At 42.5% G+C, this 18640-nt stretch carries 18 protein-coding genes and 1 other annotated feature; of the genes, 3 read left to right on the forward strand and 15 right to left on the reverse strand.

Annotated elements, in window-relative coordinates; genetic code table 11:
* Positions 1-19 precede the first annotated feature (19 nt).
* From C6Y07_RS05400 to C6Y07_RS05470, 15 genes are all read right to left on the reverse strand, one after another.
* On the reverse strand, positions 20-1762 hold the full coding sequence (locus tag C6Y07_RS05400; RefSeq protein WP_106031256.1) for a peptidoglycan D,D-transpeptidase FtsI family protein: 1743 nt from the start codon (positions 1760-1762) through the stop codon (positions 20-22).
* A gap of 50 nt (positions 1763-1812) precedes the next feature.
* On the reverse strand, positions 1813-2286 hold the full coding sequence (gene greA, locus C6Y07_RS05405) for a transcription elongation factor GreA (RefSeq protein ID WP_007501433.1): 474 nt from the start codon (positions 2284-2286) through the stop codon (positions 1813-1815).
* A gap of 652 nt (positions 2287-2938) precedes the next feature.
* Positions 2939-3571 (reverse strand): uridine kinase, encoded by a 633-nt coding sequence (gene udk, locus C6Y07_RS05410; RefSeq protein ID WP_024423106.1) that lies wholly within the window; start codon positions 3569-3571, stop codon positions 2939-2941.
* Between the two features lie 7 nt (positions 3572-3578).
* Positions 3579-4847, reverse strand: a complete 1269-nt coding sequence (locus tag C6Y07_RS05415; protein ID WP_034661487.1) for a peptidase U32 family protein — start codon at positions 4845-4847, stop codon at positions 3579-3581.
* Positions 4848-4866: 19 nt separating this feature from the next.
* Complete coding sequence (locus tag C6Y07_RS05420; protein ID WP_060596850.1) at positions 4867-5796, reverse strand: peptidase U32 family protein; 930 nt, start codon at positions 5794-5796, stop codon at positions 4867-4869.
* Entirely contained in the window at positions 5793-6458 is a 666-nt protein-coding gene (locus tag C6Y07_RS05425) for an O-methyltransferase (RefSeq protein ID WP_060596851.1), read from the reverse strand. Before C6Y07_RS05425 ends, C6Y07_RS05420 begins: the two co-directional genes overlap by 4 nt.
* A 211-nt stretch (positions 6459-6669) precedes the next feature.
* Positions 6670-7752 (reverse strand): endolytic transglycosylase MltG, encoded by a 1083-nt coding sequence (gene mltG / locus C6Y07_RS05430; protein WP_106036918.1) that lies wholly within the window; start codon positions 7750-7752, stop codon positions 6670-6672.
* 73 nt (positions 7753-7825) lie between these two features.
* Positions 7826-8914, reverse strand: a complete 1089-nt coding sequence (locus tag C6Y07_RS05435; protein WP_106031253.1) for an acetyl-CoA C-acyltransferase — start codon at positions 8912-8914, stop codon at positions 7826-7828.
* The gene (locus tag C6Y07_RS05440) at positions 8902-10359 is read right to left on the reverse strand and encodes an acyl-CoA synthetase (RefSeq protein WP_106156328.1); all 1458 of its coding nucleotides are present in this window, start codon (positions 10357-10359) and stop codon (positions 8902-8904) included. The genes C6Y07_RS05435 and C6Y07_RS05440 overlap by 13 nt, the downstream gene beginning before the upstream one ends.
* Positions 10356-10922: a biotin transporter BioY gene (locus C6Y07_RS05445; protein ID WP_034661500.1), complete on the reverse strand. Its 567-nt coding sequence runs from the start codon at positions 10920-10922 to the stop codon at positions 10356-10358. Before C6Y07_RS05445 ends, C6Y07_RS05440 begins: the two co-directional genes overlap by 4 nt.
* Before the next feature lie 154 nt (positions 10923-11076).
* The gene (locus tag C6Y07_RS05450) at positions 11077-11361 is read right to left on the reverse strand and encodes a DUF1292 domain-containing protein (RefSeq protein WP_034321391.1); all 285 of its coding nucleotides are present in this window, start codon (positions 11359-11361) and stop codon (positions 11077-11079) included.
* Between the two features lie 15 nt (positions 11362-11376).
* Positions 11377-11793: a Holliday junction resolvase RuvX gene (gene ruvX, locus C6Y07_RS05455; protein WP_034661502.1), complete on the reverse strand. Its 417-nt coding sequence runs from the start codon at positions 11791-11793 to the stop codon at positions 11377-11379.
* Between the two features lie 3 nt (positions 11794-11796).
* Complete coding sequence (locus C6Y07_RS05460; protein ID WP_024718370.1) at positions 11797-12063, reverse strand: IreB family regulatory phosphoprotein; 267 nt, start codon at positions 12061-12063, stop codon at positions 11797-11799.
* Positions 12064-12152: 89 nt separating this feature from the next.
* A complete protein-coding gene (alaS, locus tag C6Y07_RS05465) occupies positions 12153-14789 on the reverse strand; it encodes an alanine--tRNA ligase (protein WP_106156330.1) in 2637 nt (878 codons plus the stop codon).
* Between the two features lie 80 nt (positions 14790-14869).
* Positions 14870-15078 (reverse strand) — a binding site (T-box leader).
* A 43-nt stretch (positions 15079-15121) separates the two neighbouring features.
* Complete coding sequence (locus tag C6Y07_RS05470; protein WP_106036921.1) at positions 15122-16186, reverse strand: AI-2E family transporter; 1065 nt, start codon at positions 16184-16186, stop codon at positions 15122-15124.
* 167 nt (positions 16187-16353) lie between these two features.
* On the opposite strand from C6Y07_RS05470, the gene C6Y07_RS05475 reads away from it, so the two are divergent.
* The 3 genes from C6Y07_RS05475 (at position 16354) to C6Y07_RS05485 (ending at position 18639) form a co-directional block, all read left to right on the forward strand.
* Positions 16354-17082, forward strand: coding sequence for an amino acid ABC transporter ATP-binding protein (locus tag C6Y07_RS05475; RefSeq protein WP_060596857.1), 729 nt, complete (start codon positions 16354-16356; stop codon positions 17080-17082).
* Positions 17083-17095: 13 nt separating this feature from the next.
* A complete protein-coding gene (locus C6Y07_RS05480) occupies positions 17096-17905 on the forward strand; it encodes a transporter substrate-binding domain-containing protein (protein WP_095285500.1) in 810 nt (269 codons plus the stop codon).
* An 80-nt stretch (positions 17906-17985) separates the two neighbouring features.
* Positions 17986-18639: an amino acid ABC transporter permease gene (locus tag C6Y07_RS05485; protein ID WP_060596859.1), complete on the forward strand. Its 654-nt coding sequence runs from the start codon at positions 17986-17988 to the stop codon at positions 18637-18639.
* The last annotated feature ends 1 nt before the right edge of the window (position 18640 follow it).

An 18640-nucleotide genomic window follows, 5' to 3' on the forward strand; every position in this document is an offset into this window, starting at 1 on the left:
CATGACATGAAGGGATGTTCTATGTCTGTTTCTTTTCAATTTCATTGACCTTTTTTACAATATCATAAAACGCATCATTTGTCTTAGCCCGGCCACTTGCCTCATCAAGGTGAACAACGACAAGAGCATATTTTGGTTTTTCCACCGGAAAGTACCCAGCAAACCACTTATGATAAAGCGGATTCCCCTTTTTATCTTTACTGCCGGTTTGGGCAGTGCCTGATTTCCCCGCTACATCAAATGGAAGATCTTGAAATCTTCTTCCTGTTCCTTTGTCAGACGTCACCACCTGCCTTAAGTACTTTTGCAGCTTTTGAGCTGTATAGCGGTCAATACTGTCTCCTTCCGGTCGTTTGTTTTGAAAGGTTAGCATCGTTGTTCCGTTTTGATACAGCACTTTTTCAGCGATTTTCACTTCTTTTCGTTCTCCGCCTCTCGCAATCGATGCCATCATATTGGCGATTTGCAAAGGAGTCGTTTTGACATTTTTTTGTCCTATTGCGGTTTGGGCAATGGCTTTTTTGACATGCTTGTCTCTTTTATCTCCCCACACACTGCCGGTTTCTTCACGATCAAACTGTTTGAAATGCTGCTTATGATAGACATCCCCTTCCCAGCCAGCTCGATCAATGAGTCCAAGCTTTGCAGCCGTCTTTTCGATGATTTGATCATCTGTTTGGATAAGCTTGCCAGCAAGTGTCGCAAAGGTATAATTACAGCTCTGCGAAAAGCTCTCAGACAGATTCAGCACTTCCTGCGTTCCTTCTGGCTCTCCATATAAATTCTTTCGACAGTCATACATCGTTTGTGGCTGGTCGAGGTTTTTTTCGATTGCTGCGGCAAGTACAGCGGTTTTAAAGACAGAGCCTGGTGCCATGGCAGTCAGCATATAATTTCTTGCCTCATGCCGGTTTTTGCTTGTGACATTTGGCGTACTCGCCATCGCCAGCACGCTGCTGCTTTCAATGTCGAGCAGAACGGCCCCGCCTTTTTCGACGTCTTGTTCTTTCAGAACTTTCTCCATTTCAGCTTGCATGTTTTCATCAATTGTTGTTTGAACCTGAAGAGGATAAAATGAATGAGCCTCTGCTGTATATTTGACGTCCATTCCAAACAAAGGGTTTCCCCTTCCGTCCACATGATATAACAATTTTGTGTCTTGCTCGGGTAATAGAAATTCGTCAAAGGTACTTTCTAGCCCAAAAGTACCGATTTCTGTACGGATGGAAAGCTCTTTTTTGTCAGGATAACGCTTTCTGAGCAATTCTGGATTTTCACTCGTGAAGCCTAATGTGTGGAGGGCAAGTCTTTTTTTGTCCTTCTCTTTCATATATACGCCGTAAACACCTGAATATTTCATATCATTGATGTCTTTCAACTTTTTTTTCGTGATGTCATCTTTGAGAATCAGAGGTTTTTTGGTTTCTATCAGCTGTTTTTTGAGTTCATCTTCTTCCATCTCAAGAATAGAGGCAGTTTGTTTTAAATGAGGAAGATCATATTGCAGAAAAGGAAATAAGATAACCGCGGGCTGTTCTTTTGTGAGAAGCGCTTCGCCGTTTCGATCTAAAAATTCACCGCGACCATCTGAAATGACCACTTCTTCTGTACGCTGTTTGACACTTTCTTGTATTAAATTGATATCAAGCTTTGAAAAAGATTCTGTGAAAAACAGTTGAATTTCTGCCAGTCTCATGAGAAGACCGAGCAGCAGCATAAAAATAATAGCACCTGTCCATTGAATTCTACGTTTTTTGCGCATAAAAACACCTCGTCCCTATTGTGGACGAGGTGTTTATCGTATAAACGTGATTATGAAATTTTTACAATTTGGACGAACATTTCTCCGCCAGGTGTTTGAACGGTTACTTTGTCGTCTACTTGTTTGCCTAACAGACTTTTTGCGATTGGTGAATCGTTTGAAATCTTTCCTTCGAACGGATCAGCTTCTGCACTTCCAACGATAGTGTAAGACTCTTCTTCTCCGTCTGGTAATTCAACGAAAGTGACTGTTTTACCAAGTGAGACAATATTTGAGTTTCCTTCATCTTCGATAATTTTGGCATTGCGAATCATATTATCAAGCGTTGTGATACGGCCTTCTACAAACGCTTGCTCTTCTTTAGCAGAATCATATTCCGAGTTCTCAGAGAGGTCTCCAAAGCTTCTAGCAATTTTAATACGCTCTACAACCTCTTTACGTTTAACCGTTTTCAAATATTCAAGCTCTTCTTCTAATTTACGTTTTCCTTCTTCTGTCATTGGAAATACTTTCTCTTGTGCCATGAATCATTCACTCCTTCTATTAATCCTCATCATACAAACTTTCTGCACGTGAGTGACGACTGAAATATACAAGAATGAGGACTTCTTCAGGCCCTCATTCCTTCTGTCCCATATTTGTAAAAGTCCATCTTACATGGCGTCCCTTTTAGATGCAACTATTATGCCTTTTTTCAGACAGAACCACTCTCAGTGGTCTAAAGATGATCTATCTTCATCGCACAAACTGTGGAAAGGCACAGGAAGCTCCTGTACCTCGTTCGCCATTTCGATCATATGTAGAAGAATAGCTTATCCATTCTCCATCTTCCAATACATAATATGGTCAGTGTACGATATGTCTATGCTATATTATTACAAAATTGCTTTTTGATCAAGAATTGTTTGAAAATTTGTGATGATTTGTTTGTCGTTTTTTTAATATACTATTACAAAATCGAAACAACTTCAATATTCAGCTTGAAAACGGCATTTTTCTACATCTATTTCACATCATTGTTTTCCTATCATACCAAATCTTTCATTAAAGGTGTTCCTTCTAAAAATATTTAAGCAGCTTCTACTTATAGAAACAAGTGAAATATTGGTATTTATTCTCTTTATCATGATGTTGAAAAGACCTTTACAATGTAAAGGTCTTTTTCTTCTCCACCATTTACTCTGCTCGGTTTTGAAGAATCGTTTGAATTTTTGTTACCATTAGGTCAATCGCCACATGGTTTTGGCCGCCTTCTGGGATGATGATATCGGCGTATCGCTTTGTCGGTTCAATGAATTGATTATGCATTGGTCTGACAACAGATACATACTGTTCAATCACAGAATCGATTGAACGGCCTCTTTCTTTTGTATCGCGTAAAATGCGGCGAATGATGCGAAGGTCTGCATCTGTATCAACATACAGTTTAATATCCATTAAGTCTCTCAGACGTTCATCTTCTAGTGCAAAGATGCCTTCAACGATGATGACATCCTTTGGTTCAACATGGACAGTCTCTTCTGAACGTGTGTTTAGCTTGAAATCATATATTGGTTTTTCAATGGATTCGTACCTTAGGAGCTGTTCCAAATGCTCAAACATCAGGTCATTGTCGAATGCAAGCGGATGATCATAATTCGTAAGCAAGCGCTCTTCAAATGGCATATGACTTTGATTTTTGTAATATAAATCTTGCTGAAGCATGAGGATGGAATGTCCTTTAAATTTTTCATAGATCGAATTGGTGACGCTCGTTTTACCTGAACCCGAGCCGCCAGCAATTCCAATGACAACTGGTTTACTCCTCATGTGCCTGTTATTTCCCCTTTCTCATCATGTTGCTAGGGTATACTTTTTGATCGAGCTTGAATTTTACGATTTGCAGCGGATGACGAGCGGCATCTAGTTCATTTCCTTTTTCATCCCAAATCGTCTCAATTTTGCATGTGAAATTCTCAATTTCTGGTCCGAAAAATTCGACTTCATCGCCAGCTTTAAAGAAGTTGCGCTGCTGCAATGTGACGATTTGTTCTTTTTCATCATAATGAAGAACGAGACCTGCGAAATCAAATGTCGTTTTCTTTCCATGAATGCCAAACATTTGTTCATCCGTTCCTGGTACACCTTCGAAAAAGGCTGGCGCTGTGTCACGGTTTGCGCATTTATCTAGTTCATCTAACCATTCCTGCTGAATGACAAAATTGTCCGGGTCAGCACAATAGGCGTCAATGACTTTGCGATATACACTCACGACAGTTGCCACATAATGAATTGATTTCATTCGCCCTTCGATTTTCAAGCTGTCAATTCCCATTTCGATCATTTGAGGAATGGATTCGACAAGCTTTAAGTCTTTTGGACTCATCGCAAATGGTGCGTCTTCCTCTCCAAACAATGGCGCTTCCTCAGAACCTTCTAGTTTATAAAGATCATAATCCCAGCGGCAGGACTGGCAGCAGCCTCCGCGGTTAGAATCTCTTGCCGTCATGTGGTTACTGAGCACGCAGCGGCCAGAGTAAGCAATACACATTGCACCGTGAATGAACGTTTCAATTTCAATATCGACCTTTTCTTTCATTTCTCTAATTTCCAGCGCACTTGTCTCGCGAGCAAGCACCACACGCTCAAGACCTTCTTCCTTCCAAAACTGAACAGCTTTCCAATTCGAAAGAGATTGCTGTGTGCTTAAATGGACTTCAAGCTTCGGTGCGACACGTTTACACGTTTCAATGATCAGCGGGTCAGCCACAATAATGCCCGCTACTCCAGCGCCTTCAATCCCTTGAAGGTATTCCTCAAGTCCGTCCATGTTTTCGTTGTGGGCAAAGATATTCGTTGTCACATAAATTCGTGCACCGTATTTGTTTGCAAATGCGACGCCTTCAGCCATTTCTTCAATGGAAAAGTTATCGGCATTTGAGCGAAGTCCAAATTCTTTCCCGCCAATAAAGACCGCGTCTGCTCCGTAATGTACAGCAATTTTCAGCTTTTCCAAGTTTCCTGCTGGTGCAAGCAGTTCTGGTTTTTTTGTAATGACACGTTTTCCATCAATCATTTCAGAAATACCATCTTTCAATAGTGCCATTTCCTCGCCTCCTCTTATATTAATAAACCGTTTCTTTAAAGAAGAATCCTGTATCAATCGAGCGATTCACTGGTTGAATCTCTTCAATTCGCTTCACCCAGTCCTCTTTCTGATCTTCATAGGCGTCTTTGTCAGCCGCTAATAAATCAATTGCTTTTCTATATAGTGACGTCACCTCTGTCATATAAGAAAGTGACTTTAAAATTCCGTCAATTTTAAATGAGTCAATGCCTGCGTCAACAAATTCTTCTAATTCGTCAATCATACACACATCATTAGGACTCATAATATGTGTGCCGTTTGCATCCTCGAAAATAGGGTATTTGTTTTGACGTTCCTGGTCATGAAGGAATAGTCCTTCCTCCATATTTCTGCCTTCAACGTCCATTTGTTTGCCTTGGTATTCAAAGTAGTTGCCAATGAGCGTACGTTTCGATTGAAACATACATGTCATGCCATGAACTTGAATTTCGATTTCCACCTCAGCATTTTCTTTAATGTCGATTACACTGTCCATGTTCAGCTCTTTGGCAAGAACAGCACGCGTTGCGCCTTTTCTGCCCCAGTAGTTACAAGTGTAATAGTTTGTCCCAGTCGTTTCTGTACTCCAGTGGAGATTCAGGCTCACCCCAGTTTCCTTTGCGGCCATGATCACGGCTGGGTCTCCAAAGACGACGCCATCTACGTTTAATGCATCGAGAAAGGTTAAATAATCTCCAAGCAGCTGCACACGGTCATTATGAAAAATCGCGTTCATCGCCACATACACTTTTTTGTGATGCGCATGTGCCAGCTCAACCGTCTGTTTCACATCTTCTCTTGAAAACTCGCCTGCAAGACGAATACCGTATGTTTGTTCGCCTATGAAGAATGCATCAGCTCCCGCCTCGATTAATGGCAGTACGTCTGACACCTTGCTTGGCGTCACAAGCAATTCTGGTTTTTTCATGATTGGTCACCTCTTTTTGTACTAATGGCGATCCCGTCTCCAACTGGAATAATACACGTTTGGAAATCAGGGTTTGACATGAGCCATTGATTGTATCGATCAATTTTTCCAATTAATTGTTTTTTTCGTTTATCTTCAATTTCTTCTTCATAGTTCGTTGCCACTAAGCCTTTGAATAATACGTTGTCTGTTATGATCATTCCGTCATGAGCAAGCATCGGTTCAAACAGCTCAAAAAAACGTTTGTACTGCCCTTTTGCGGCATCAATAAAGATCACGTCATAGGGCGCCATCGTTTGGACCGTTTTAGCCGATTCCATGGCATCACCAAAGAACACGTGTATTCTTTCTTTTAACTTTAATTCCTCAATGTTCCGTGTCGCTTCTTCATAGCGTTTCGCATTTCGCTCAATCGTATAAATCTCAGCATCTGGCAGAGTTGTCGCCATTCGAATGGCGGAGTAGCCAATCGCTGTCCCAACCTCAAGAATTTTCTTCGGCTTTTTCATCGACAGCAGCTGCAGTAAAAGCTCGATGCTCACCTTTTCCATAATTGGCACATGATGCTCTTTTGCGTATACCTCTAATTGAGCGATTGCATCAGGACTTGGGTGAATTAAATGTTCAATATAATCATTGATTTGATCATCTTCGATAGTCATTATTTGTCTAGCTCCTTCATGACCTGAAAAAGAAGAGTCCTGCCTATTGCAGCTCTCTTTCTCGTCAATCTTTCGTTCATCTAAGTAAAAACAACCCGATATATTTTACCACAAAGAAGTGGTAATTGCGAACCTATAAAATGGATATTTCAACGAAAAAAACTGCAGGCAATCTTGTATTGTCTACAGTCTTTTTCGATTCACATGTACATTAATTACTGCCTGTGATGTATTTTGCTTTCGCTTTGTTGTGCTCATTTAACGTTTTCGTAAAGACGACTTCTCCATTTTTCTTCGCAAGGAAATACACATAATCCGTTTTCTCTGGATGCAGTGCCGCTTTCCATGAAGATTCACCAGCATTTGCAATAGGTCCAGGCGGCAGCCCCTTGTTATTATACGTATTATAAGGAGATTTCACCTTAAGGTCTTTGTAATAAACGCGCGATTTATGCTCACCCAGTGCATAAAGAACGGTTGGGTCGGTTTGAAGCGGCATGTCCTTTTTCAACCGGTTATAAAATACACTGGAGATTTTTGCTCGATCCGTCTTTTCCGTCGCTTCCATTTCAATCAGTGATGCCATCGTTAACACATCATGTATGGACATGTTTGTCTTTTTCATGTCTTTTTCATACGTTTTCACGTATTGATCTGTTTGTTTAATCATTGTTTCAATGATCGTTTCGAGTGATTCATCCTCGCGATAAAATGGATACGTCGCAGGGAATAAATAACCTTCTAACGGATGTTTCACCTGTTTGCCATTTACCTGTGATGTCACCGTTTTCGGATATTTTTTCATTAACGTTTGAATAAACGCAGGATCATCAAGCTTTGCTTCCACTTCCTTGGCTGAAAAATGCGTCTGGTTTGCAATAATCGCCGCAATATCAGACAGCTGTTTTCCTTCTGGAATCACAAGCTGAAAGGCGTAGTCTGTCCCTCCAGATGTCAGCTTTTGAATCAGCTTGTCTGCGTCCATCGTTTGTTTTAAATGAAAATACCCTGCTTTAAATCCGGACGCATTTTTGTATTTTGCATAATAAGTGAAAATCGTGTCATTCGAAATGAGCCCATTTTCTTTTAAAATGCCCGCAATCTCACGGACAGATGTCCCATTTGGAATATGAATATTAATCGTTTGTTTGCTTTTTTGATCGACCGGTCCAAGTGCTGATTTAACATATAAAAAGCCTGATAATGCTGCAATGATGATGACAGCAAGAACAGATAACAGGACGATCCCCATTTTTCTTTTAAAAAATGGTCGTTTCTTTTGTTCTGAAAACATGCATGGCCCTCCTCACATCTAGCTTTTATAGTACATGATTCGACGGAGTTCGGCAATTACTTGCTCATGCATCTCATGACAGAACTTGACATAATACGGCTAAACCAACGCCGCCACCGCTTCCAATAGCAGCCATGACATAGCTTCCATTTGGTAAAGCGCGTGCTTCGTAAAATAGTCTCACCATCATAGCAGCTCCCGATGCGCTGTATGGATGACCAAGACAAAGTGCACCGCCTCTTTTATTGATCCGGTCATAAGGAATACCAAGCGTACGAGCAATCAACGCTATTTTCAGAGCAAAGGCTTCATTGATTTCAAACAGCGCTACATCCTCTGCCTTAATTTTCTCTTGATCTAGAAGTTTCTTGATCGCATCAATCGGCGCAGCAGCTGGAAAATGTGGATGCATCGCCGTCACAGCACTTCCAGCATATCGCAGCATCGGCTGAAAATCATTCGCCTCCGCTAACGCTCTTTCCATCACAACGACCGCTGCTGCCCCGTCTGCTTCTTTGCAGCTATTGGCGGCAGTCACAGTTCCTTTTCCCGGTGAAAATACAGGCTTTGCCCGCTGGATCAGCTTCTCCATCGGTCTTATTTTAGCGGCCGCTTCATCAATGCTCAGTCCGCTAATCGAAACAATTTCCTCTGAATATGTACCACGTTTGATTGAGTCTATACTTCTTTCCCAGCTTAATTGCGCATAATCATCTTGTTCTTTTCTTGTCACAGAAAATCTCGAGGCGGTCAGCTCTGCTGCTTCGCCCATAGCCGGATCTCCTATCCATTCAGGTGAAAAGCGGGCTCTTTCTTTCATTGGTGATCTGGAAATGCTCTCAGTCCCGCCAGCGATATACATTGAGCCTTCCCCTGATTGAACCATGACGCAAGCTGTTCGGATTGCTTCAAGACCAGAGGCACACTGCCTATCAATCGTCATACCAGGAACGTGCAAAGAAAGCCCTGCTTCTAATGAGGACAGACGGGCCATATTTCCGCCGCCTCCTACAACATTGCCTAATATGACGTCGTCCGGCGTCATCCCTTGAGACAAATGCTGAATAAGGGGCGCGGCTAATTGCTCTGGACGATAATCCTTCAGCATCCCGTTTTTATCACCGAAGGGTGTCCGTTTTGCTTGTACGATTACTGCTTGCATGACAACTGCTCCTCCGCCCACTTTTTCATGCTGGCACGTGCTAATTTCCCCCCAGATGTTTCAATCATTTGATCAATGACAAGCCATTTTTTAGGCATCTTGTAGGCAGCCAATTTTTCTTTGACAGCTTGCCGAACCGTCTTTGTCTGCTGTCCTTCTTCAATAATGGCAACAGGAATTTCACCCCAATATGGGTCAGGAACGCCAACCACAATCGACCGCTTCACCTCGGGCTGTTCATTTAGCACGCGTTCAATTTCCTCCGGAAAAATATTCAGCCCCCCATAGACGATCATGCCATTCTCACGGCCGCTCATATACAAATAGCCGTCTTCATCCATCCAGCCCATATCATAAACTGTCAGCCACTCCTCCGGCGGTTTCACCTCATGTAAGTAGCCTGAAAAAGACATTGGGCTCTTCACATAAATTCTTCCTGTCTCATTTGGCTGGCAGACAGATTGATCGGCCCGCCTCACTTCGACTTGAATGGAAGAAAAGGGTCGTCCGACAGAAGAAGGTTTTTGCAGAAAGTCATTTGAAGATAAGTAGGAAACAAAGCTTAACTCTGATGTGCCGTAAAAATCAAAAAAAGTGACATGCGGATAGTTGGTGACAAGTTGTTTTTTTGATGAGATGCCCCAATCTGCTCCGGATGATATGACAAGAAGCGGGTTGTCTCCCTCAAAAGCATTAATTTGCAGTAACGATTCTGTCATTGTCGGGACAGTATACATAAGAGTGATGTCTCCTGTCTCTAAAGCTTTCTTTGCTTTCACTGGCGTGAATTTTTCTAAAAGCGTCACTGTGCCGCCAAAGTATAGGGTACTGATGGCACCATATAAAAAGTGAGAGGATAAGAGTGTGCCTGCTATAAGAACATGATCTTGATGAGTGATTCCAAATGTATCCGCTGTCGTTCGAAAGCTTTCGATCCATGACTGCTGACGCCTGATAAAGGCTTTAGGTGAACCCGTTGATCCTGACGTAAATCCCATATAAAAGACAGGGTCGTTCTCGCTGTCGCTTTTGTTACCTTGTGTGATCAGGCTCATTCTTTCCTTCCATTCAGATAAAGAAAAAACCGGCATGTCTACGCTGTGTTTTTCAAATCTTTTCATATATCGATTCTCTATAATGACGAGAGCTGCCTCACTTAACAAGAGCTTTTCTACACATTCCTCATGGCCCCATCTCGGATCAAGCGGGATAGCTGTCCACCCTGCACAAGCAGCGCCAGCAAATATTTGCAAGAAAGAAGCACCATTTGATAATAAAAAAGCGACTCTTTTTTTCTCATGAGCCGTTCGTTGTAGCCATTGTGCCGATGTCTGGACACGTTCATACCACTCTTGATAAGTGACCCTTTCTTTTCCATCAATGATGGCGATATGATCTGGGTTCATTTCTGCATGTAATGCATAGCTATCCGTTATTCTGTTCAAACCGCACGCCTCCCTTTATGCACATCCCTTTTTCGATATGACATGGCCTCAATGATTTTCACCGTGAGAACGGCACACATGCCCGCTTTGATGAGATCACCTGGAATATAAATCAGACTAAGAAGAGCTGCCTGAGTGACCTTTATATCCATCATCATGGCTTGAAAAGGAATACCGCATAGATATAAAATCCCGATACTGCATACCGCATAGATCATAAAAAGACGCAGAGCGGTTACTTTTTTCAGACGGTTCAGCCACAAACTGATCATAAGGGCAGCCACTGGATAAGCTAATAAAAAACCCCCGCTTGGTCCAAAAAAGACCCCTATTCCGCCTCTCCCACCAGACAAAAGAGGTGCGCCTGCTGCCACAACCAAGAGGAACAGAAGTAAACTGATCAGTGCCTGTTTTGGCTTTAACAGCCCCCCAGCAAGCAAAAGACCTGCCGTTTGCAATGTGATTGGTACAGGTGTAAACGTAAGTAAAATCGGCGGGATCAACCCTAACATTCCGATAACCGCTGTCATTAACGCCATTTGCATCATGTCTTGAATTTTCAATATTCATACCCCTCACTCAATTCATTGTTAAAAATAGAGTAAAAGGTACAGTTTATTATGTCAACATAAAATAAAATAAAGTTAACATATTGATCGTAAAAAAAGACCTGTGAAGAAAGATCACCAAGATCCGTTCACAGGCCTTTTATTCGTTCTATTCTTCGTCTTCTTCTTGATCTAAGAACGTATTTAACGTTTCTTCAATCATGTCCCACTCTTCATCCGTTTCAATAGGCTCTAGCTCGCCATCTTCACCGTCTTCGTTCGGCGTGAAGCTTGATGCATGAATTTCAATTTCTTCATTGTCTTGCTCAGAAATTGGGTAGTAAAGAACATATGATTTGTTAAAATGGTCGCTTTCAAAAGTAAATAGTACTTCGCAAAGCTGTTCATTTCCATTATCATCAACGATTGTAATTTGCTTTTCTCCGTGTTCCATTTGATTCACCTCATTTTAATTTAAGCTGTCTAAATACCCTTGCAGGATCATAACAGCCGCCATTTTATCAATGACTTTTTTACGCTTTTGTCTGCTCACATCTGCAGAGATGAGCATTTTTTCCGCTGCCATTGTCGACAGACGCTCGTCCCAAAGCACAACAGGAACATTGTACGTGTTTTCTAACACTTTCGCAAATAATTGGCTGGCTTCGCCTCTAGGACCGACCGTACCGTTCATATTTTTTGGAAAGCCAAGTACGATTTTATCCGTTCCGTATTGCGCGACGATCTCAGACAGGCGGCTGAGACCGAAGTCTCCGCCTGCTTCATCAATTTTAATTGTTTCTATCCCTTGCGCTGTCCATCCCATTTCATCACTGATCGCAACACCAAGGGTTTTCGTGCCTAAATCCAAGCCTAAAATTCTCATGTTTTACGCCTCTTTATGTGTCTCTAAGTACGATTTAACCAATTCCTCAATTAATTCGTCTCGTTCTAGTTTACGAATTAGGTTGCGTGCATCCTGATGTCTTGGAATATAAGCAGGGTCGCCTGACAGCAAGTATCCGACAATTTGATTGATCGGGTTGTATCCTTTTTCTTGGAGTGCGTCATATACTGTAATGAGCACTTCATTCACATTGGTTTCAGCTGAATCATCAGAGAAGTTAAACTTCATTGTCTTATCAAATGAACTCACTGCTTCTTGCACCTCTCTTCCAACATTCTACTAGCAAGCTTTTTTCTAACCGCTCATCTAATACCATTATTCTACACTACATCGCCTGATTATAAAACGGATTTGACAGATTCTTCGACAGTTGCCAGTGCTTCTTCTAGCTTTTCCGGTTGTTTACCGCCTGCTTGTGCCATGTCTGGACGTCCGCCTCCGCCTCCGCCGCAGATTTCAGCTGCCTGCTTTACAAGTTTCCCTGCATGCAGACCTTTTTCGATGACGTCTTTTGTCACTCCTGCTGAAATGTTTACTTTTCCGTTTTGAACGGCTCCGAGCACAATGACAGCTGATCCTAATTTGGCTTTTAAGTCATCAACCATTGTTCTTAAATGGTTCATGTCTTTCGCGTTTACTTTTTCAGTTAACACTTTCACTCCGCCGATTTCTGTCACTTTCTCTAAAATAGAGCCTGCTTCAGCCTGGCTTAATTTTGCAAGAAGAGATTCGTTTTCTCTTTGAGCCTCTTTTAAATCTGCCTGCAATGCGGCGATACGTTTTGGTACGTCTTTCGTATTTGACTTCAGCTCACTTGCTGCCTGTTCTAAAATGGCCAGCTGGTCATTTAATTCTTCGTATGCACCTTTACCAGTCACAGCCTCAATCCGGCGTGTTCCAGCACCAATACCCGATTCAGACGCAATTTTAAACAACCCGATTTCCGCCGTGTTTTGCACGTGACAGCCGCCGCATAGCTCGATGCTGTAATCGCCTACCTGGACCACGCGGACAATATCGCCATACTTCTCGCCAAAGAGCGCCATTGCACCCATTTCTTTTGCTTCAGCAATCGGCTTCAGGTCAATCGCAACAGAGATGCCTTCCCAGATTTTTTCGTTCACGATTTTTTCAATCTGAGACAATTCTTCTTTTGTCACTTGTCCAAAGTGAGAGAAGTCAAAGCGAAGTCTGTTTTCATTCACCAATGATCCCGCTTGGTTCACGTGGCTGCCCAATACATCTTTTAGCGCCTGATGCAAAAGATGTGTCGCTGTATGGTTTTTCACAATGCCTTTTCGAAGAGCTGATTCCACTTTTGCAGTGACTTCAAGTCCTTTTTTGGCTGTACCGCTTACAACCACTCCCTCATGGACATGCTGACCGTTTGGCGCCTTTTTCACATCTTTAATGTCGATGATGACTTCAGCGCTTTTTAATGTTCCTTTATCAGCCACTTGTCCGCCGCTTTCCGCATAGAAAGGTGTTTCATCTAACAAGATTTGTACCGTATCGCCTTCATGTGCTTCTGTGACAATTTCACCATTTTGAAGCAATTCGACAATATGGGCATCTGCCGTTAGATTTTCGTAGCCAACGAATGTACTTTCTACTTTAATATCTCCTAGAGCGCCGCCTTGAACCTGCATACTGCCGACATCTTGTCTCGCATTTCTTGCGCGTTCACGCTGCTTCTCCATCTCAGCCTGGAAGCCTTCTCGATCCACTGTCATGTTCTCATCTTCTGCGTATTCTTCTGTCAGCTCAACAGGGAATCCATACGTGTCATACAGTTTAAAGACATCTTCACCTGAAATCTGCGTGTTGCCTTTGTCTCTTTCTTTTTTGATGACTTCTGACAAGATGGCTAACCCTTCGTTCAGTGTTTCATGGAAACGTTCTTCTTCATTTTTGATGACTTTCGCAATAAATTCTTCTTTTGCTTGTACATCTGGGTAGAAATCCTTCATGATTTCCGCCACAACTGGAACTAGGTCAAACATAAACGGGCGATGGATGTGAATGGTTTTTGCATAACGCACTGCACGGCGAAGCAAACGTCTTAACACATACCCTCGGCCTTCATTGGAAGGAAGCGCTCCATCACTTACAGCAAAGGCAACCGTCCGGATGTGGTCAGCAATGACTTTGAATGCTGTATCCTTTTCCTTTGTCTCGCCATAACTTTCTCCAGAAATGGTCTCAACTGCACGAATAATCGGCATGAATAGATCTGTTTCAAAGTTCGTTGGCACGTTTTGAATGACGGATACCATTCGTTCAAGACCCATCCCTGTATCAATGTTTTTCTTCGGCAGCGGCGTGTATGACCCATCTGGATTATGGTTAAATTCAGAGAACACAAGGTTCCACACTTCTAGATAACGCTCATTTTCTCCGCCAGGATATAATTCTGGATCGTTCATGTCGTCACCGTATGATTCGCCGCGGTCATAGAAAATTTCCGTATTCGGTCCACTTGGGCCCTCGCCAATATCCCAGAAGTTTCCTTCAAGACGAATAATACGTTCTTCAGGAACACCGATTTTATCTCTCCATAGAACATACGCCTCTTCGTCCTCTGGATGGACAGTTACAGATAACAAATTCGGGTTAAAGCCAATCCACTCGTCACTTGTGAGGAATTCCCACGCCCATTCAATCGCTTCTTCTTTAAAATAATCACCAATAGAGAAGTTGCCGAGCATTTCAAAGAACGTATGATGGCGTGCTGTCTTTCCTACATTTTCAATATCATTTGTACGAATTGATTTTTGCGCGTTGCAAATACGCGGATTTTCAGGTACGACGCGGCCATCAAAGTATTTCTTTAATGTTGCCACGCCGCTGTTAATCCACAAAAGTGTCGGATCGTCATGCGGTACGAGTGACGCACTCGGTTCTACAGCATGTCCTTTTTCTTTAAAAAAGTCTAAAAACATTTGGCGTACTTGAGCTGAAGTTAAAGTTTTCATTCAAAAATCCTCCCTTATCATTCATCAATCTCCACACAAACGAAAAAACATCCCGCCCTATGCAAGCACAAAACGACTTACACAGGGACGAGATGCTCTCGCGGTACCACCCTGATTATAGACCTATTCGTCTATCACCTTCACATCCGATAACGCCGGAAGAGAGCGGCAGTGTTTATCTGCACTCGGGACTAGCTTCCGTTAAAGGTCTGATAAGGCTTTTCTCAGCAAAATAAAGCCTCTCTCTGCAACAGCTTTTTAACGTACTCGGGTCCGTCATTGAATTCAGTATGTATGAATCGAAATTATTATAGACAACTCGGCTCCTCTTGTCAATGAACGCTTCGTCTCATGAGGATATATTGCACAATGATCACCCTGATTATAGCAGCTGTAGGTACCGCTAAAATCATCCCAATTAAGCCAAATAACTCTCCTCCTGCGAGCAAAACAAGCATAATGACGACAGGATGCATATGAAGACTCCTCCCAACGATGATCGGGCTGAGGACGTTGCTTTCTAAAAATTGCAGCACTGCTACTGTAATCAGCACAATAATAACCGATTTGACCGAGATGGTAAACGCGATAAAGACAGCGGGAATCGCGCCAATAATCGGTCCAAAATACGGAATGACATTCGTTGCGCCAATCAGCATACCTAGGACAAGCGGATACGGGATATGAAACAGCCAGAGCACAATGGCTGCTGCACCGCCGATTAAGGAACAGACAAGCAGCTGCCCTCTAATATAATTACCAAGCGATTCATCAACTGCTTTCACAAACGCATGCCCCCTCTTTCGAAATGAGGGCGGCGTTAAATACCATGCAGCCCGCTTCATCGTATTCATGTCCTTCACCATATAAAAAACAAGAAAAGGAATGAGCGCTGCAACTAATGCGTAATCAAGTAATACTTTACAGCTAAGAATCATCCGCTCAGCGCCGTTAGCTGCATATGTCTCCGATTGAACAATCAAACGGTCCAGCCTGTCGTGAAGTCCGTCGGGCCAATGGCTAGTATGACGATGAATATGAGATAAGGCGCCATTATACGTTTCGGCAAGCACAGGAATTTGCTCTGACAGCTCATTTAACTGCTTAATCATGACAGGTGCCCCTTTATAAACCGCAAGCCCAATCCCGCCAAAAAACAGTACATAAATCAATAAGAGACTAACAGTCCTTGGTAAGCCCCCCGCGTGCAATCTTTCCACTATCGGATAAAGCAGATAAGAAATAAAAATAGCAATGAGAAGCGGAATCAGAACCGCCTTTAACAACAAAAAAATAGGCATCCATAACTCGTCGAGCTGCAGTAAAATGAGCAAGGATGCAAGGACAAGCAGGACCCCTGCAGCATATAACAGAAATTGGATCGGACGTTTCTTCACCTTTTTCACCTCTTTTCTTATTGTTTAACCTTCTTCTGCAATTATCCATGTAAATAAAATTTGTCCTAACTTTGTTAAAAATGAATACACATGAAACATACAGCTCCATCAAAAGTCACTAAAATATGTCCACTGAATATTCCATCATGTACAAGAGGAGGTTTTTCATGATCACATTCGAAGAAGTCAACAAGCATTATGGCCAGTTCCATGTACTTAAGGACATTAACCTACATATTCAAAAAGGTGAGGTGGTCGTGATCATCGGTCCTTCAGGATCAGGTAAAAGCACGATGCTCAGATGCATCAATCGTCTTGAAAGCATTGATGAGGGAAAGGTACTCGTCAACCAAGTGCCTGTTCAGCATCCGAAGACCAACATTAATCTTGTCAGGCAAAATATCGGGATGGTGTTTCAGCATTTTCATCTCTATCCTCATAAAACGGTGCTTGAAAATATTATGCTTGCGCCAATGAAGGTGAAAAAGGTGAGCAAGGAAGAAGCGAGGGAAACAGCCGAATTTTATTTACATAAAGTCGGCATTCCTGATAAGGCTGACGCCTACCCTTCAAGACTCTCAGGCGGACAGCAGCAGCGTGTTGCCATTGCAAGAGGGCTTGCGATGAAGCCAGAGGTCATGCTGTTCGACGAACCGACTTCGGCACTCGACCCAGAGATGATTGGAGAGGTACTAGATGTGATGAAGCAGCTCGCCCGAGAAGGAATGACCATGGTTGTCGTCACACATGAGATGGGGTTTGCCAGGGAAGTGGCCGACCGCATTGTCTTTATTGATGAAGGCAGAGTTCTTGAAGAGTCAACACCGGCTGCATTTTATGAGAAACCGCGTGAGAAACGCGCTCAGCTCTTTTTAAGCCGTATTTTAAATCACTAGGGGGAAAGATTTGATGAAAAAAATGAAACGCTTTGGCCTACTACTCTTTATGACTTGCTGTATTGCCGCTTTAGCTGCTTGCGGCTCTGCTGAAAAAGGCTCGACGAATGCAAAGCAAGGAAGCTCTTTAGAAGCCATTCAGAAAGACAAAAAAATCATATTCGGGGTCAAGAATGATACACGTCTCTTCGGTCTAAAAAATCCTAGCAGCGGAGATATCGAAGGATTTGATATCGATATAGCAAAAGCCATCGCAAAGGAAATGCTCGGTGATGAAGGAAAAGCAGAATTCAAAGAAGTGACATCGAAAACGAGAATTCCTTTACTGCAAAAAGGAGATATTCATGCGATCGTCGCAACCATGACGATTACCGAAGAGCGTAAAAAAGAAGTCAATTTCTCAGATGTTTACTTTGAAGCAGGACAATCACTGCTTGTGAAAAAAGGAAGCGACATTCAATCGATTGATGATCTTAAAAAAGGGACGAAAGTGCTTGCAGTGAAAGGATCTACTTCTTCTCAAAATATCCGCGAAAAAGCACCTGAAGCGTCTGTATTAGAATTTGAGAACTATCAGGAAGCTTTTACAGCTTTAAAATCAAACCAAGGGCAAGTGCTGACAACTGATAATGCGATCTTATTTGGTATGGCAGATGAGGATTCAAATTACGAAGTCGTCGGCGGCACCTTTACAGATGAGCCTTATGGCATTGCTGTAAAGAAAGGGGATCAGGAATTAACAACTGCGATCAATAAAGCCCTAAAAACCTTAAAAGACAATGGAGAGTATGACAAGATTCATCAAAAATGGATCAAAGAATAACCGTTTGACTTGTTAAGACCTATTATCTTAGGGTGAGCCGCTCATTGGCTCCCCTGTTGGTCAGGAAGGAAGTGAACTGATTGCTGCGGTTTTCCATTCTCACTGAAAACTTCAATCTTTATGTAGAAGGCTTTAAATATACCATTGGTGCAAGTGTCATTGCTTTGATTGGAAGCTTTTTGATCGGTACACTCATTGCCATTATGAGAATTGCGCCACTCAGGCCGCTCAACTGGTTAGGAACGGCTTATGTGGAATTTATTCGGAATATTCCGTTATTATTGATCACATTCGTTTTCTTCTTTGGTTTACCCGTGCTAGGTATTGTAGCAGATGGCTTCACCGCTGGCACCATTGCCCTTGCCATTTATACGTCTGCCTTTATTGCTGAAGCCATTCGCGCAGGGATACAAGCTGTACCGCTTGGACAAATGGAAGCCGCCCGCGCTTCAGGTCTATCCTATGGCGGGACGATGCGGTATATCATTCTGCCGCAAGCGATTAAAATTGTCATTCCCCCTCTTGGGAATCAATTTATTAACCTTGTCAAAAACTCCTCTATTTTAGGTGTCATTGCAGGGTTTGATCTCATGTATCAAGGAGACCTCATCGCTTCTAGAACATTTGTGACATTTGATGTCTACATCTTTGTTGCCATGTTCTATCTGCTATTAACGATTCCGCTCAGTATAGGCGTTGGTTATTTAGAAAAAAGATTAGCAAGAAGCCACTAGA

It is taken from the genome of Bacillus sp. LNXM12-1 (assembly GCF_003004375.1).
Classification (GTDB): Bacteria; Bacillota; Bacilli; order Bacillales; family Bacillaceae; genus Bacillus.

What these genes read in the sequence shown, in the direction of transcription:
- C6Y07_RS05450 (WP_034321391.1), bottom strand. Translation starts at nt 11,361, where the DNA reads ATGGAACACGGAGAAAAGCAAATTACAATCGTTGATGATAATGGAAAT.
- mltG (WP_106036918.1), bottom strand. Translation starts at nt 7,752, where the DNA reads ATGTTTTCAGAACAAAAGAAACGACCATTTTTTAAAAGAAAAATGGGG.
- C6Y07_RS05415 (WP_034661487.1), bottom strand. Translation starts at nt 4,847, where the DNA reads ATGGCACTATTGAAAGATGGTATTTCTGAAATGATTGATGGAAAACGT.
- C6Y07_RS05475 (WP_060596857.1), top strand. Translation starts at nt 16,354, where the DNA reads ATGATCACATTCGAAGAAGTCAACAAGCATTATGGCCAGTTCCATGTA.
- C6Y07_RS05420 (WP_060596850.1), bottom strand. Translation starts at nt 5,796, where the DNA reads ATGAAAAAACCAGAATTGCTTGTGACGCCAAGCAAGGTGTCAGACGTA.
- alaS (WP_106156330.1), bottom strand. Translation starts at nt 14,789, where the DNA reads ATGAAAACTTTAACTTCAGCTCAAGTACGCCAAATGTTTTTAGACTTT.
- udk (WP_024423106.1), bottom strand. Translation starts at nt 3,571, where the DNA reads ATGAGGAGTAAACCAGTTGTCATTGGAATTGCTGGCGGCTCGGGTTCA.
- C6Y07_RS05400 (WP_106031256.1), bottom strand. Translation starts at nt 1,762, where the DNA reads ATGCGCAAAAAACGTAGAATTCAATGGACAGGTGCTATTATTTTTATG.
- C6Y07_RS05425 (WP_060596851.1), bottom strand. Translation starts at nt 6,458, where the DNA reads ATGACTATCGAAGATGATCAAATCAATGATTATATTGAACATTTAATT.
- C6Y07_RS05435 (WP_106031253.1), bottom strand. Translation starts at nt 8,914, where the DNA reads ATGCAAGCAGTAATCGTACAAGCAAAACGGACACCCTTCGGTGATAAA.
- C6Y07_RS05480 (WP_095285500.1), top strand. Translation starts at nt 17,096, where the DNA reads ATGAAAAAAATGAAACGCTTTGGCCTACTACTCTTTATGACTTGCTGT.
- greA (WP_007501433.1), bottom strand. Translation starts at nt 2,286, where the DNA reads ATGGCACAAGAGAAAGTATTTCCAATGACAGAAGAAGGAAAACGTAAA.
- ruvX (WP_034661502.1), bottom strand. Translation starts at nt 11,793, where the DNA reads ATGAGAATTTTAGGCTTGGATTTAGGCACGAAAACCCTTGGTGTTGCG.